General features: G+C 66.9%; 14 protein-coding genes. 4 read left to right on the forward strand and 10 right to left on the reverse strand.

Annotated elements, in window-relative coordinates; translation table 11 throughout:
- Window positions 1-179: 179 nt before the first annotated feature.
- Window positions 180-1,700, forward strand: a complete 1,521-nt coding sequence (locus ACSQ2B_RS26155; protein ID WP_436054350.1) for an LVIVD repeat-containing protein — start codon at window positions 180-182, stop codon at window positions 1,698-1,700.
- A 10-nt stretch (window positions 1,701-1,710) separates the two neighbouring features.
- Here the strand turns inward: ACSQ2B_RS26155 and ACSQ2B_RS26160 are convergent, their stop codons facing one another.
- The 9 genes from ACSQ2B_RS26160 to ACSQ2B_RS26200 all read right to left on the reverse strand — a co-directional run bounded on the left by ACSQ2B_RS26160 (window position 1,711) and on the right by ACSQ2B_RS26200 (window position 9,773).
- Entirely contained in the window at window positions 1,711-1,902 is a 192-nt protein-coding gene (locus ACSQ2B_RS26160) for a hypothetical protein (protein ID WP_436054351.1), read from the reverse strand.
- A 73-nt stretch (window positions 1,903-1,975) separates the two neighbouring features.
- Complete coding sequence (locus ACSQ2B_RS26165; protein ID WP_436054352.1) at window positions 1,976-4,144, reverse strand: TonB-dependent receptor; 2,169 nt, start codon at window positions 4,142-4,144, stop codon at window positions 1,976-1,978.
- Window positions 4,145-4,404: 260 nt separating this feature from the next.
- Window positions 4,405-4,968 carry a nuclear transport factor 2 family protein gene (locus ACSQ2B_RS26170; RefSeq protein WP_436054353.1) on the reverse strand — a complete coding sequence of 188 codons (564 nt, stop codon included), beginning with the start codon at window positions 4,966-4,968 and terminating at the stop codon, window positions 4,405-4,407.
- 29 nt (window positions 4,969-4,997) lie between these two features.
- Entirely contained in the window at window positions 4,998-5,765 is a 768-nt protein-coding gene (locus ACSQ2B_RS26175) for an SDR family NAD(P)-dependent oxidoreductase (protein ID WP_436054354.1), read from the reverse strand.
- Window positions 5,762-6,223, reverse strand: coding sequence for a hypothetical protein (locus ACSQ2B_RS26180; RefSeq protein ID WP_436054355.1), 462 nt, complete (start codon window positions 6,221-6,223; stop codon window positions 5,762-5,764). The genes ACSQ2B_RS26175 and ACSQ2B_RS26180 overlap by 4 nt, the downstream gene beginning before the upstream one ends.
- Before the next feature lie 40 nt (window positions 6,224-6,263).
- Entirely contained in the window at window positions 6,264-7,004 is a 741-nt protein-coding gene (locus tag ACSQ2B_RS26185) for an SDR family NAD(P)-dependent oxidoreductase (RefSeq protein ID WP_436054356.1), read from the reverse strand.
- Between the two features lie 96 nt (window positions 7,005-7,100).
- Complete coding sequence (locus ACSQ2B_RS26190; RefSeq protein WP_436054357.1) at window positions 7,101-8,270, reverse strand: amidohydrolase family protein; 1,170 nt, start codon at window positions 8,268-8,270, stop codon at window positions 7,101-7,103.
- A gap of 196 nt (window positions 8,271-8,466) precedes the next feature.
- Window positions 8,467-9,078, reverse strand: coding sequence for a TetR/AcrR family transcriptional regulator (locus tag ACSQ2B_RS26195; protein WP_436054358.1), 612 nt, complete (start codon window positions 9,076-9,078; stop codon window positions 8,467-8,469).
- A gap of 89 nt (window positions 9,079-9,167) precedes the next feature.
- Window positions 9,168-9,773, reverse strand: coding sequence for a TetR/AcrR family transcriptional regulator (locus ACSQ2B_RS26200; RefSeq protein WP_436054396.1), 606 nt, complete (start codon window positions 9,771-9,773; stop codon window positions 9,168-9,170).
- A 151-nt stretch (window positions 9,774-9,924) separates the two neighbouring features.
- Here ACSQ2B_RS26200 and ACSQ2B_RS26205 point away from each other — a divergent pair, with 151 nt between their 5' ends.
- The 3 genes from ACSQ2B_RS26205 to ACSQ2B_RS26215 all read left to right on the forward strand — a co-directional run bounded on the left by ACSQ2B_RS26205 (window position 9,925) and on the right by ACSQ2B_RS26215 (window position 13,765).
- The gene (locus tag ACSQ2B_RS26205; RefSeq protein ID WP_436054359.1) at window positions 9,925-10,746 is read left to right on the forward strand and encodes a TauD/TfdA dioxygenase family protein; all 822 of its coding nucleotides are present in this window, start codon (window positions 9,925-9,927) and stop codon (window positions 10,744-10,746) included.
- An 84-nt stretch (window positions 10,747-10,830) separates the two neighbouring features.
- Entirely contained in the window at window positions 10,831-12,000 is a 1,170-nt protein-coding gene (locus ACSQ2B_RS26210; RefSeq protein ID WP_436054360.1) for an FAS1-like dehydratase domain-containing protein, read from the forward strand.
- 49 nt (window positions 12,001-12,049) lie between these two features.
- Window positions 12,050-13,765, forward strand: coding sequence for an AMP-binding protein (locus ACSQ2B_RS26215; RefSeq protein WP_436054361.1), 1,716 nt, complete (start codon window positions 12,050-12,052; stop codon window positions 13,763-13,765).
- Window positions 13,766-13,780: 15 nt separating this feature from the next.
- Here ACSQ2B_RS26215 and ACSQ2B_RS26220 read toward each other — a convergent pair whose 3' ends face one another.
- Window positions 13,781-14,932 (reverse strand): NADH:flavin oxidoreductase, encoded by a 1,152-nt coding sequence (locus ACSQ2B_RS26220; RefSeq protein WP_436054362.1) that lies wholly within the window; start codon window positions 14,930-14,932, stop codon window positions 13,781-13,783.
- Window position 14,933 lies beyond the last annotated feature (1 nt).

Consider the following 14,933-nt stretch of genomic DNA (forward strand, 5'->3'; position numbering starts at 1 on the left):
GATGCGAGCACCTGGAGCGCTGGGCGGCGACGCCCGGCGCTCTTCTTCTTCTTCGATAGGAGAGGGCGGTGGCTGCGCCGGGCGAACGGTCCGCCCCCACGGAGGCCGGCGGACGAACGGGGTGTTGGAGCCTGGGTCGGCGCCAGTCGGCGCGACAACTCCAGGGATGCCACATCCGGATGAAGCAAAACGCCTTTTCGGGAGAGGTGCGGATGACTTTGCGGCGATCGACGATCGGGCTATGCGCCAGCGCCGCGATCGTGCTCAGCAGTGCGACCTCAGTCCAAGCGGCGCCGCCGCGCGATAACCTCGAGCCCAATAGGCAAGGTGAAACCCTGGGCGAGGTTCGTGTCCTGCAGGAGCCCTATCACAAAGGCGTGCGGGTCATCGGGCGCAACGAGATCCTCCGCCGCGACTCGAACCTGCAGCTCGCGTGGATCGATCACTGCGCGTACGTGTCGAGCACGCCTGTCAACTTCCTGGGCTTTGCGACCAAGCCCAACAGCGCCGAGACCTCGGGCGTTGCCGTCGTCGACGTGCAAGATCCGGCCGCGCCGAAGCTTTCGATGCTGCTGCGCGATCCCGGCGCGATGTTCGCGGCCGAGACGATGCACGCCATCGAAGCGGGAGGGCGACGAATACTCGTCGCTGGCGCCTATGCCGGCGGTAAGCCGGGGGCGAAACCCGACGACGCTGCATGGCTGGAGATCTATGACGCCAGCGATTGCGGCCACCCGAAACACCTGGCTCAGGTCAAGTGGCCTGAGAACGTCCATACGGTGACGATCGGGCCCAGCGGAACACGCGTCTACGGCACGGCGATCGATCCCTTCACGGGAAAGGGCGGCGTCCTCATCCTGGACATCAGCGATCCCTCTCATCCTCGCTACCTGGGCAAGTTCGGGATCACACGTCCCGATGGCCGGACCTTCGAGGCAGCGATCCACGAAATCTCATTCCGTCAGGACGAGCGGCGAATCTACGCCGGGGTCCTTGCCTCGACGGACGGCGACCTGAACGCAGGCATCGGGCTTTTCCCGCCCACCGTCGCAGGCCTCGGGCCAGACGCGGGCGGGATCTACATTCTCGATAATGGTGACATCGTTGATGGCCGGCCGGACCCGAGACTGAAGCTCGTCGGCACGGTTCCGCACGGCGGCTGGCACTCTGTCGTGCCCGCACAAATCGGCGGGACGCCTTACCTAGTCGGCGCCGGCGAGCTGGGGGCCTGTCCCGGGGCGTGGCCGCGGATCACCAACATCGCGGACGAAACCCGGCCCGCTCGCGCCGGCGAATTCCGGCTGGCGATGAACCGCCCGGATAACTGCCCGCCGATGACGGAGACGGAACTCGCATCCGGCGGCGTGATCGGTCGAGCGGGGACGGCGACAAGCCACTACAATGACGTGGACAGCAGCACCCAGACCCGGCTTGGCCTGTTCAATTTTATGTGGGCGGGACTGCGCATCGCCGATCTCCGGGACCCTGCAAAGCCAGAGGAGGTCGCGTACTTCAGACCCGGTGACGCTTGCACGGGACATGTTCGCTACCGTCCGGAATCGGGCCAGATCTGGTTCACCTGCGCAGCGAGCGGGTTCTATGTGATCGAGCTGCAGCCAGAGCTTCGGGCGCGGCTCGGCCTGGCCGCCGCTTCCATGCCCGCGGCGCGAACGCGCTCGGCGCCCGCGAAGCGGCCCTGAAGCTGCGCAGCTAGGCGCCAGGCCCGTCCATCGACATCAGGTCCTTCATCGTCTGATATTCGGTGACCACCAGGCCCTGCTCGCTACGGGCGGGCGAGGCATGATGCGCCCACGCCGCTTCGATGAAGGCCACCGGGTCCGCGGCCATCGCCGGGCTGTGGAGGTCGAGGGTCAGAAGATCGAGCTGTTGAGCCGAGCGCATGGCATTCTCCCGATGGGAGGCCGTCACAGCTGGACTGGCGGCGGCGTGCTCGGCACGCCGCCGAAGTTGGGCCTCAGAGCCGGGCGCGCACCGATACGCCGTAGGTGGTCGGGTAGTTCCACACCGAGCCGACGCCGAAGCCGCCGGCCAGGCCCTGGATCCGGTACCGCTCGTTCGTGACGTTGTCGCCGAACACCGCCAGCGTGTAGCGCTGCGACGGGTCGGTCCACTCGGCGCGAAGGCTCAGCGTCGTGTAGCCCTTCTGAGGGAACTGGTTGGACGCATCGAAGAAGAACTTCGATGAGTGGAAGAGATTGCCCGAGAGCGCGAGCTCGCCATCCGCAACACCGGCGATCGTGTAGCGCGCGCCGACATTGCCCGTGAACTTCGGGGCTCGGGGCATGCGGAAGCCGCTGGCGTCGATCGGCTGGGCTGTGAACAGGCCGTAGCCTGCGCCGCACGCCACCGGATCCAGACACTGGAACTGGGCCGGCGAGTTCGGATAGCTCTTGAACTTCGCGTCGGTGTAGGCCGCCCCGGCATTGATCTGGAAGGCGCGCGTGACCTCGTACCTCAGGTCGCCCTCCAGGCCGTAGACCCGCGAGCTCGCCGCGTTGGTGATGAAGGCCAGCGCGCCGGTGTAGGTCGAGACCTGCAGGTTCTTGTAGTCGTAGTAGTAGGCGCTGACGCTCGCCGACAGCGGGCCGCGGCCATATTTGTAGCCGGTCTCGTAGGAGGTGATCGTCTCGGCGGCGATGTTGACGTTGTTCAGGCAACCGCAGCCGACATTGGTGATCGGCGCCTTATAGCCTCGGGCATAGGAGGCGTAGATGCTCGAGTAGGCGTCCGGCTTGTAGCGGAGGACGAAGCGCGGGGTGATGCGGTCGTTCTTCTGATTGGGCAACTCGAACTTGCCGAGCGGCGGGAACAGCAAGTTCGTGAAGAACGGCTTCCTGATCTGGTCGTGGCTGTAGCGGGCGCCGGCCGTCAGGAAGAGGTTCGGGACCACCTCGTAGGTGGCGTCGCCGTAGGCGGCGTAGGAGCGCGTATCCACCGCCGAGCTGGCGTACGAGACGAGCGGCGCGCCGCCGAACGCGATCTGGGTGTTCGGATAGGCGTCCTTGTAGTCGATGAAGAAGGCGCCGAGCGTCCACTTCAGCCTGCCGCTCGAAGCGGAGTTGAGCAGGAACTCCTGGGTGAAGGTCTTGTCCTTGATCGGGATGTCGCTGAAGACCACCGGGGCGGCCGACCAGTCGAGGTCGATGAAGGCGTGTTTCGTTCGCTCGTCCCTGTATTGGGTGAATGACGTCAGCGTGGCGAAGTCGAAGTCGAACTTCGACGTCAGTTGCCACACGTTGGTCTGGGTGCGAACGCCGATGGGCTCACTGTTCGCCACCTCGTTGGGCCGGGTCGCGACGGGCGCGCCGAAGACGGCGCCCGGGGTGAGGGCCTGGCCGTTGCGAACGAAGGCGTTGCCGAGCGTCGCCGTCGGATCGTCGGTGCTCTGGTGCTGGTAGCGGAGCAGGAACGACATCTTGTCGGTGGGGGCGAATTTGACGCCGGCGCGCATCGACCAGTTCTCGAACTGCCCGACCTTCTTGTCGTTGGTCAGAATGTTCCGCTGGTAGCCGTCGCCACGGGTGTAGAGACCCTCGAGGTCCACGGCCACCTTTTCGCCGAAGCCCGTGGTTCCATACGCCTGGTAGCGCTGGGTGTTGAACCGGGAGTAGCTCGCCTGCAACACCGCCTTGGGATCGCGACTGGGTTCGGCGGTCGTGACCAGTATCGCGCCGCCCGTGGTGTTCCGACCGAAAAGCGTGCCCTGCGGCCCCTTCAACACCTGGATGTTCTCGACGTTCAACAGTTCGAAGTTCGCCGCCACCGGGTTGGGCGAATAGAAACCGTCGATGTAGATGCCGACGTTGGAGCCGCCGCCGGCCGTCGTGATCGCCGTGCCCACGCCGCGGATGGTCGGCTGGATGAAGGCTCCGGCATAGTCGAACCGCAGGGCCGGGGTCAGCTTGGTGATGTCCGTCAGTTCCTTGACGGAGGCCGCCTCCATCTGCTGCGCCGTGACCGAGGTGATGGCGATCGGCACATCCCGCTGGAACTCCGAGCGACGCTGGGCGGTGACGACGATTTCGCCGATCGTGCTGCTTTGCGCTTCGTTGTTAGCCGTAGTGGCCGCCGGTCCCCCGCCGCTGCTCGCCTGTGCAATCGCCGGCCCAGCCGGGCTGGTCATAAGAGCAATCGCGCAAGCGGACGCGAGAATCTGAGCCCTGTTCATCTATATCCCTCCCATAGTTTTTTTGATTCGGTTCTTCGCGACGCACGCACTCGACTATGCGCGTCTAAAACTACAATCTCGCCGTCTTGTTTGCCAAAACGTTAGCAACGTTTCAACGCGATCGGCGCGGCGAGTCAAGCGTCATGTCCACGGGGAGCGGCTAGGGATCTGAGCGGGCTCTCATATGCAACACCGGCGCGGCAGGCCGCTCCGGATCACCATCGGTCGGACGAGGTCCTCTCGAGCGTGAGCGGGCGTTGGTAGCTGACGTCGCGCTTGTCACGCATGCCCTTCAGGTAGCCGAATTGTGCGAAGGCTTCCGACGTTAGGAAGGCGGCCTCGCCGACCAGCAGGATGTCGACCGTGGTGCGCCGGAGCGCGATCCTCCACTCGCCCTCGCGCCGTTCCAGGCGATCGGCGTAGCGGCCGGCCAGCATCCGGGCGGTCTTTCCGTCGGGATCGAGGAAGAGGCCGACGGAATAGGTTTCCGCATGCGCCACGTCGCCATCGATCTCGCAGCTGTGGGTGGTGATGTTGTGCAGGCTCTGCTGCGACATCGCATTGTGCGCCGCGTTGGCCCACTCGGGATAGCGGGGGCCTTCGTTTACGGCGAAGCCGTGCTCGTCGAAACCGTCGGGGTGGTAGGAGCTGGCCAGCAGTTCGGCGTCGTGCCGGTCGCACCCGCGTGCGTTGCGGGCGATGCAGTCGAGGATCGCCTGTCGATCCTTCATGTATCTCAGCTCGCGCTCGAGTTCGTCGAGCCGTTCTTCGACCGTCATGCCGGCCTCCTTGCCTTGTTGAATTTGGTTCAGAAGAAGAGGCCGCCGCTGACCTCGATGATCTGGCCGGTGACGTAGCCCATCTTCGGCGACACGAGCGAAACCACCACGCCCGACAGGTCCGACGGCTCGCCGAAGCGGCGCAGCAGCGTATTGTCTTCGAAGAACTTCTTGCTTCCCGGGTCAGATCTGATGTCGGCGTTCGCATCGCTGGCGATCACGCCCGGCATCAGGCAGTTCACCGTGATGCCGCGGCCGCCCAGCTCCTGGGCCATGACCCGGGTGAAGGTCTCCACCGCCGACTTCGCCATGGCGTAGACCACATACTGGGGCAGGGCCTTTCGAGCCCCCACCGAGCTCATGAAGATGACGCGGCCATGATCGCGCAGCCGCGCCTTCAACGCCTTGGTGACGTAGAAAGGGCCGCCGAGGTTGTCGGCCAGGACGCTCTGGAAGATCTCCTCGGTCGTGCTGTCGAGATCATGCACCGGGCCGCCGCCGGCGTTGTTGACCAGGATGTCGAGTCCGCTGCTTCCGGTGCGGTGCGTCAGCGCCTCGTCGAGCTCGGCGGCGAGCTCCTCGGCGGCCTGCAGGCCGCCGAGCTTCTTGCGGATCAGGAAGGCCTGGCCCCCTTTGGCCTCGATGGCGGCGAGGGTTTCGTTGGCCGCGGCGTCATTGGCGGCATAGTTGATTGCGACGAGTGCGCCGCGCTCCGCCAGATCCTGGGCGATGGCGCGACCGAGGCCTCGCGAGGCCCCGGTCACCAAGGCGGTCTTTCCCTCGAGCGGCTTGCTCACGACGCTGTCGCCGCCTTCGCGGCCTGGGCGATCCATTCTCCAGAGTCGCGGGCCTGCTCGTAGATGTCGAGGTGGACGATCTTCTGCTGGTCGTTGAACCGGTAGACGGCGATCACATTCTTCCGGATGAACTCGTCGCCCCGGTAGTGACGTTCCTCGATCTCCTGGAAGACGGAATTCCCGACCTCGCTGATGTGGAAGGTCGTCATCTCGAAGCGTGTGCCGCCGGAGACCCAGCCGGTCAGAAACTTCCGGTACGCCGGCCAGTCGAGCTCCTCCAGATAGGCGCCGACCCGCTTGAAGACCGTCGGCTCGAGGAACTCGGTCAGCGGCTGCCAGTCTTCGGGCGAGTTGATGCCCTCGCCGATCAGCTCGATCTGCTTGGCGGTGTGCGCCTCGACGACCTTGGCCAACGGGCCGAGCTCATGGGTGACCGATGTGGCCGTGGTGATCGTCATGTCTTTCCTCCCGTTTGCGTGGAGATGCGGATACTCCGCCTCACGCAAGCTGCGCGCTCTGCCCGCCGTCGATGACGAGGGCGGCGCCGTTGATGAATTTGGCTTTGTCCGATGCGAGGAAGGCGGCCAACTCCGCGCATTCGTCCGGATCGCCGCCGCGTCCCGCGGGCACGCCCGCGATGACCTCGTCGATCAGCGCCTTGGGCGCCCGCTCGGCCGCCTCCGTCATGAACATGCCGGGCACGATGGCGTTCGCCCGCACCCCGAAGCGCGCATATTCCACGGCCGCCGCCTTGGTGATGGCGATCACGCCTGCCTTGGCGGCAGAGTAGACCGCGGTCCCTCGCTTGCCGCCGAGCGCCGCCACCGACGACCAGTTGAGGATGACGCCGCCGCCCGCGGCGCTCATCACGCGAGCCGCATGCTTCGTGCCATGGACGACGCCGCGAAGGTCGATGTCGAGGATGCGGTCGTAGTCGACCATCTCGAGTTCGCCCAAGGAGCCGAAGTGGGGCACGCCCGCAACGTTCAACACGGCGTCCAGCCCGCCGAACTCGTCGCAGGCCGCGCGGATCACCGCTTCCACCTGAGCCTCCTGGGTGACGTCGCAATGGAAGGCTCTCGCGGCCTCGCCGATCGCCGCGGCGGTGTCCTGCTCGGCGCCGCTGATGTCGCTGCAGAAGACCGTCGCGCCATAGCCCGCGAACACGCGCGCCGCGGCGCGGCCGAGGCCGGAGCCGGCCCCGGTGATCACCGCCACCTTGCCTGCAAGGTCGGTCATCCACCCACTCCCTCTGTTGGTGTGGAGATCGTCGCCGACGCTCTCCGGCTCACATCTCGATCGCGCCGCCGACCGGCGGCCGGCAACCTGTCGCGTTCACTTGTCGAGCTTGAACACCTTGATGGCGTTGCCGCCGAGGATGGCGCGGGCGTCGTCCGTGCTGGTCGAGTCCACCACCGCCCGCACCGAGGTGCGGCCATAGCCGAACGCGCCCTCGCTGTGCGGATAGTCGGTGGCCCACATGCAGCGGTCGGCGCCGATATAATCCAGTTGGCTCAGACCCAGCGGGTCGTTCTGGAAGGTGGCGTAGCAGTTCTGGCGCCAGTACTCGCTCGGGCGATGATCCAGCCGGTCGACGATGTCGCCGTTGCCGAAGCTGTCGAAGATCATCTCGGCGTCCTGCAGCGCCGGCGGAACCCAGGAGATGCCGCCTTCGGCGAACACCACCTGGAGGTCCGGGTGTCGGTCGAACACGCCGCCGAACACCAGCTGGCCGAACGGCTTCCGGAAGGGCGCCAGCAGCGTCATGTTCAGCGCGCCGACGCCGCCGCGGTGCTCCACGTCCGTGCCTTCGCCGACGTGGAAGCAGACCGGCAGGCCTGCCTCGGCGACTACGTCCCAGAAGCGGTCCATGATCGGATCCTGGTAGTGGATCTCCTTGCCGTCGACGCTCTTCCCCGGGTTCACCGGGATCATGAAGGTCTTGAGGCCGAGGTCGACGATCTGCTGCATCGCGCCCTCCGCAGCCGCCGGATCCCACCAGTTGCTGAAGACGCCGACCGCGTGCGAGCGCGACCTGCGCTCGATGTGCCCGGCGGCGTAGTGCTCGTTATAGACGCGGTAGAGGGCTTCCTGGACGGCGAACTCAGGATATCGAGCGAAGCCGATTAGGGTATTGGGGAAGCAGATCTCCTCGTCGACGCCTTCCGCATCCATGTCGCTGTAGCGCCGCTCGGGCGTCCAGTCGGTGCCGTTGGTGCGCACGATCGCCCGCGTGGTGCGCTCGCCGATCGGGAGCGCCTCGACCTGGCCGCGATAGCCGATCCGCCAGAAGCCGTCGAACCACACCCGCGGCGCCTTGTCCCGCAGGTGCGTCGGGAAGTTCTCGTAGAAGATGTCCTTGGTGATTTCCCAGTGGTTGTCGGCGGACACCAGCCGCGTCCCTGGCGGCAGGTTCATGTCGCCCTTGCTCTGGGGCGAGCGGTTCAAGAACACGCCGATATCGCGGATTTCGGGAATGGCGAGACTGCGGGTGGCCACGGACATCTGGGGTTTCCTCCTGGGCTCTTGCGACCCTGGTTGCGGCCGAAGGGTGAGGTCTGCGCCACGCTGCGCGCGGCTGGCCAGCGGCCTTCGGTGTTGTTGACCAAGTTGTTAGCAAGCGACCTGACGAGCGTCAATCGGCGTTCGCGGCCAAGCCGCGACTAAAGTTCAGGCCGGGGGCGAGGTCCGGACGTGGCGCTCAGGCGGTGGTCTGCGCGGCGGCGGGGGCGGCCTCGGGCTCGAGCCGGCGGAGGCACCACTCGACCAGCGTGCGCATCTCCTTGTGCCCGCTCGATATCCCGAGGGCGGAGTCGAAGTTCATGACCAGCGCCATCGAATTGATCGCCATCAGCATGGCGTAGGGCGTGAAGACCTCCGGCTCGGGGGAGACCTGCTGCAGGCGCGCCGACAGCGCCTCCACGGCGATCTGCCGGCTTCGCTCGCCATACTCGACCATGTCGCGGCGGATGCGCTCGTTGTGGTTGGCCATCGCCATGAACTCGTTGGCGATGGCGCCGTTGGGTGGGTTCGCGGACACCTCCCAGTAGGCGTGCAGCGGTCGCTCGGAGCCGAGTGCTTCCTCCAGCCGCCGCATGAAGGTGTCCATGTGCCGGTGGAAGGTGGCGACGATGAGCTCGTCCATCGTCTGGAAGTAGTAGTAGACGAGCTGGTGGGTGAGGCCGACGCGTTCGGCGACACTGCGCGAGGTCAGGGCCGCGTAGCCCTGTTCCAGCATCACGGCCTCGACCCCGTCCATCAGCAAGGAGCGGGTCGCCGAACTCTCAGGGCCCATCCGTCGTTTCGACGCCACGCTTCGCTCCTGTCCAACTGCCGCCGCCGACTCGCGGCGGCGCCACGGCCCCGGCCGCGCACCCTTTTACCCGAGCGCCCGAGCCCGGCTCAACTCGCCGGTGTCGCCTTCCGGCTTCCGGAGACCCACTCAAGCATCCATTGCATGAAGACGCGCGTCTCGGCATGTCCCCGCGAAATCCCGACGCTCTGTTCCATGACCAGCCCGCGCGCCACGCTCGCGAGCAAGGTCGCGAAGCAGATGGAAGGGCAGATCGCCGGGTCGACCGGAGAGTCCTGGATGAACCGGGCCACGGCGGCGCTCTGCAGGTCGCGCGCGCGGTCGCCGTAGGCGGCGATCTCGGCCCGGATCGCCTTGCGGTGATTGCCCAGGGCCATGAATTCGACCGCCAGGGCCATGGGCGTGCCCTCGGTCTGAAGCCGCCAGAGCTCCTTCACCGGATCGTCCGCCTCGAGCGCGCTCGTCAGCTGCTCGAAGTTGGCCGCCGTCGCCCGGCGATAGGCGGCGACCAGCAGGTCGTCGGTGGACGGGAAGTAGTAGTGCACCAGCCCTGGAGCGAGGCCCGCCCGCTTGGCCACACTGCGGGTCGTCACGGCCGCATAGCCCTCGTCGAGCATGAGGCCTTCGGTGGCGTCGAGAATGAGGTTCTTGGCGTCTTCGGGATCACGTCTGACGCGCTTGGCCTTCACTGTCATCTCGCTCAATCCCGCGTCCCCCCATCTTCGGCCGCACGCCGGCGGCTCCCATACCTAGCCGCCGAACCAGGTCCTTGACGACCTCTGGCAGTTACTATTGAACATATGCCCAATAGTCGCTCGGGCGGCTGCAGGGTGGAGATCGAATTTCATGCTGGCCTCAGCAAAGTCGAAGCTGGCCGTTCCGGACCTCACGCCGACGATCGGCAGCGAGCTGAAGGCGGACGCTGACGCGCTTGTGAGCGGCGCGTTCTCGGCCGAGATCCGGGCGCTCCTGGAGGAGCGCGGCGTCGTCGTGTTCCGGGGGATGAACCTGACGGACGAGCAGCAGATCGCCTTCACCCGCACGCTGGGCCCCGCGGTCGAGGAAGGCGTCTTCAAGATCAGCATGGACCCGAAGGTGAACCCGGTCGCCGAGTACACCAAGGGGGCCTTCTACTGGCACATCGACGGCACCATGTCGGACGTGCCGATCTTCGCCTCGATCATGAGCGGCCGGAAGCTGGCGTCGGTCGGCGGCCAGACCGAGTTCTCGAACACCTATGCGGCCTGGGAAGACCTGCTGGAGGCCGAAAAGGCGGTGCTGGACGGGCTCAAGGTCGTGCACATGTTCGAGGTCTCGCAACGCTATGTGAACCCGGAGCCCTCATTCGAGACACTGCAGGCCTGGCAGACCTTCCAGCCCAACACCCTGCCGCTGGTCTGGACCCACCGGTCGGGACGCAAGTCGCTGGTGCTGGGCTCCACCGCCAGCCATGTGGAAGGCATGGACCTGCGAGAAGGCTGGGCGCTGCTCACCCGGCTGCGTGACTATGCGACCGAGCCGCAGTTCGTCTACCGACACGAATGGACCGTCGGCGACATGGTCATCTGGGACAACACCGGGACCATGCACCGGGCCATGCCCTATGCGCTGGACAGCGGTCGCCTGATGCACCGAACCACCATCCAGGGCGACGAGCCGTTCGCCTGAGGCGACCACAGCGTCCCCTCTCGGCTGCGCCCAGCGATGGGTGGGGCGGCTCCACCTAATCCAGGCTTTCTCCAAGAGAGATCCATGACCACACGCATACTCGACACATCCGACATCGAGCGCCACCTCGGCAAGCCGATGGACAGCTCGCCGCTGCGCGAACCCATCACCAACAACGACATCCGGCGGTGGGTGCATGCGATGCATTACCCCAACCTGCTGCACTTCGACCCGCCCTACGCCGAGGCCAGCCGCTGGGGCAGGATGCTGGCGCCGCAGAGCTTCCCGATCGCCACCGATGACGGTCACGGCGTCGCCCCGGCCTGCGTGGGGAAGATCCCGGAATCGCACCTGCTCTTTGGCGGGGACGAGTGGTGGTACTACGGCCCGCGCGTCTTCGGCGGCGATGTGATCTCAAACGAGCGGATCCCCTACGACTACGTCGTGAAGGAGACGTCGTTCGCCGGCCCGACCTGCTTCCAGCGCGGGGACAACTTCTATCGCAACCAAGCCGGCGAGCTGCTGGCCAAGCAGCGCTCCACCTCGATCCGCTATTCGGCGGAAGCGGGCGGTGAGAGCGTCAAGGCGGAGGAGGCGGAGGACCCCGTCTGGGCGGACGACGAGCTGGAGGCCCTGGAGGATCGCAAGTTCCAGTGGATCCAGATGCTCCATGACCTCGGCCACAAGCAGCGCTGGTGGGATGACGTGAAGGTCGGCGACCAGCTGCCCGAGCGCGTCTTCGGCCCGCACTCGGTGGCGAGCTTCACCACGGAATGGCGGGCCTATCTGATGAACGTCTGGGGCGCGCTGGAGATGCGCAAGAACGATCTCGCGGCTCTCGGCTTCACCAAGGAGATGGGCGGCCACGAGAACGACCCGGACATGCTGCGGATCAATCCGGAGCTGACCGACGGCGCCTACTACGGCCCCTCGCGCGGGCACCTCTTCCCGCGGTGGGCGCGGCGCATCGGCATGCCGAGGGCCTACGGCTACGGCGCCTCGATGGGGTCCTGGGTGACCGACTACCTGGCCGGCTGGGCCGGCGAGCACGGGATGATCGTCCACTCCACGGCCAACTACCGCGGCCCGGCGCTGGCGGGCGACATCACCGTCCAGACCGCCGAAGTGGTCGAGAAGTCGGTCGACCAGGACGGCCGCCACCTGGTCCACGTCAAGCACAAGATGGCCAACCAGAAGGGGACCACCCTGTGCACGGGCGCGGCCGAGATCGAACTGCTGAAGAAGCCTGGCTGAGGGCGGGCGCATTGAACGGCAGGATGCCTTTCGGCTTGGGATCACCGGCATGAACGAGATCAAGCTTGCGCAGGGCGCCCCCTCGATCATCCGGGGTCATCCGCTGAGCGAGGAACCGGGGTTGGGGCCGCTCACCCTGCCGGGCATGCTGCGGGACGTCGCGTTCCGGCATGCGGAGCGCGAGGGGCTGGTCATGCACCGGCCCGACGGCGCGGTGACCCGCTGGACCTATGCCCAGCTCTGGGACCGCACCATGGAGGTCGCCCGCGCCCTGCTCGCTTGCGGCGTCGGCAAGGGCTCGCGCATCGGCGTGCTGATGACCAACCGGCCGGAATGGATCGCGACGGTGTTCGGCGTCAGCCTCGCCGGCGGCGTCGCCATCGCGCTCAGCACCTTCTCGACCGAGGCCGAGCTGGAGTTCCTGCTGAAGGCCTCCGACATTTCCGTCCTGCTCTTCGAGCGCGCCGTGCTGAAGAAGGACTTCGAGGCCATGCTCCTGAAGCTGGAGCCGGGACTCGAAACCGCTCGACCGGGTCATGTCGCCTCGCCGCAGTTTCCCTTCCTGCGGCACGTGGCGAAGCTGGACGACGAGCGCCCGCGCGGCGCCATCGAGACCTGGCCGCAGTTCCTGGCGCGCGGCGAGGCCGTGGCGCCGGCCCTGGTCGAGGCCGCTTCGGCCACGGTCAAGCCGTCCGAGGCGGCGCTGTTGTTCTTCTCCTCCGGCACGACGGGCCGGCCCAAGGGCGTGTTCAACAGCCACCGCGGCGTCTGCATTCAGTGCTGGCGCTGGGCGAGGCTCTACAGCTTCGGGCCCGAGGTGAGGGGGTGGTCGCCGAACGGCTTCTTCTGGTCGGGCAACTTCGCCATCGGCCTGGGCGCGGTGATGGCGGCCGGCGGGTGCATCGTCATCCAGCGGATCTTCGAGCCGGCCGAGTCCATTGCGCTGCTGGAGAAGGAGCGGGTCACCTTCGCCTACGCCTGGCCTCACCAGTGGGCGCAGCTCGAAGCCGTGCCGAACTGGGATGGCGCCGACCTCTCGAGCCTGCACTATTTCGAGCCGGGCCTGCAGCTGCGCCGCCCGCAGGCCTCGATCCGCACCGAATGGCGCGAGCCGCGGGCGAGCTACGGCAACACCGAGACCTTCACCATCGTCACCGGGACGCCGGCGAACCTGCCGCCGGAGGCGACGCAGGGGCATCACGGCGAAGCCCTGGCCGGCTGCACCATCAAGGTGGTCGATCCGCTAAGCGGGGAGATCCTGCCGCGCGGCGAGAGCGGCGAGATCGCCGTGAAGGGGCCGACGCTGATGCTTGGCTATCTGGGCGTGCCGCTGGACGAGACGCTCGACGAGCAGGGTTTCCTTCGGACCGGCGACGGCGGCTACATCGACGAGCAGGGCCGTCTGGTCTTCCAGGGGCGGCTGAACGACATCATCAAGACCGGCGGCGCCAACGTCTCGCCGGTCGAAGTCGACAATGTGCTGGGCGCCCTGCGCGGCGTGAAGGTCTGCAAGACGGTCGGCGTGCCGCACGAAACCCTGGGCGAGATGGTCGTCTCCTGCGTCGCGCCGGAGGCCGAGCGGCCGCTGACCGAGGCGCAGGTGCGTGATTACCTGCGGGCCCGGCTGGCCAGCTACAAGGTCCCGCGCCGGGTGGTCTTCGTCAGCGAGACCGAGCTCGACTTCACCGGCAGCGCCAAGGTCAAGGCCGACGGCGTTCGCGCGCTGGTCGCCAAGCGGCTGCGCGCGGAGGAGGGCGCCGCCTGACCCGCTAGGCCGCGCTCAGCGCACGGCGGGCAGCAGGGCCTCGGAAATGACGCGCGGCGAGAACGGCTTCAGCTGATCGATCCTGCCCGCCTGTACGAGCTTGGCCCAGTCCGGCTCGGAGATCATCGCGCGCCCGACCCCGACCAGGTCGAAGTCGCCCCGATCGAACATCTCCATCAGCGTCCTGAACCTGGAGAGGTCGCGGCCGGCGTCCACGCCCTCCATCAGGCTCGACTGCATGTCGCCGTCGAGGCCGATCGAGCCGATGGTCATGGTCGGTTTGCCGGTGACCTTTTTGGTCCAGCCGGCCAGGTTCATGTCGCTGTCCTCGAACACCGGCTGCCAGAACCGGCGCTCCGAACAGTCGAAGAGGTCGACGCCGGCGTCGACGATCGGCGCCAGCAAGGCCTCGAGCTCCTGCGGCGTCTCGGCGATGCGGGCCTGGTAATTGACCATCTTCCAGTGGGAGATCCGCAGCGCCACGGGCATGCCCGGGCCGACGCGGCGGCGAATCTCGGCGACCACCTCCGCGGCGAAGCGGCCGCGGGCCTGAGGGCTGCCGCCATAGCGGTCGGTCCGCCTGTTCAGCTCCGACCAGAAGAACTGGTCGATCAGGTAGCCGTGGCCGCCGTGGATCTCGATCCCGTCGTATCCCAGCGCCATGGCGGTTTCCGCGCCGCGACCGTAGGCGTCGATCACCTCGTCGATCTGCGCCTGGGTCATGCCCTCGCAGACCTTCTTGCCGGGAGCGATGTAGCCAGAGGGACTGACCTGGCCCAGTTCCGGCCGGTAGTGCGCCGTGCCCGTGACCATGTCGTAGCTGCTGTAAATCAGGCCGACATGCCACAGCTCGGGAAAGGTGACGCCGCCGGCGGCGTGGACTTGCCTGGCCACGTTGCACCATCCCTCCAGCGCGGGCTCCCCGTGGAAGCGGCCCAGCATCGGATTGTCGCCGGACGCAGGGTGGTCGATGTAGACGCCCTCGGTCATCACCAGGCCGGCGCCGCCGGCGGCCCGGCGCGCATAGTAGTCCGCGACCTCCTGAGACGGGATGCCACCTTCGCAGATCGCCAGGCCCATCGCCGGCATGACCACCCGATTGGGCAGGGTCACGTCGCGCAGCTTGAAAGGCGTGAAAAGCGCGGAAAAGTCGATTTCGTGGGGCACC

The organism is Phenylobacterium sp. LjRoot225 (assembly GCF_964252855.1).
Taxonomy (GTDB): Bacteria; Pseudomonadota; Alphaproteobacteria; order Caulobacterales; family Caulobacteraceae; genus Phenylobacterium.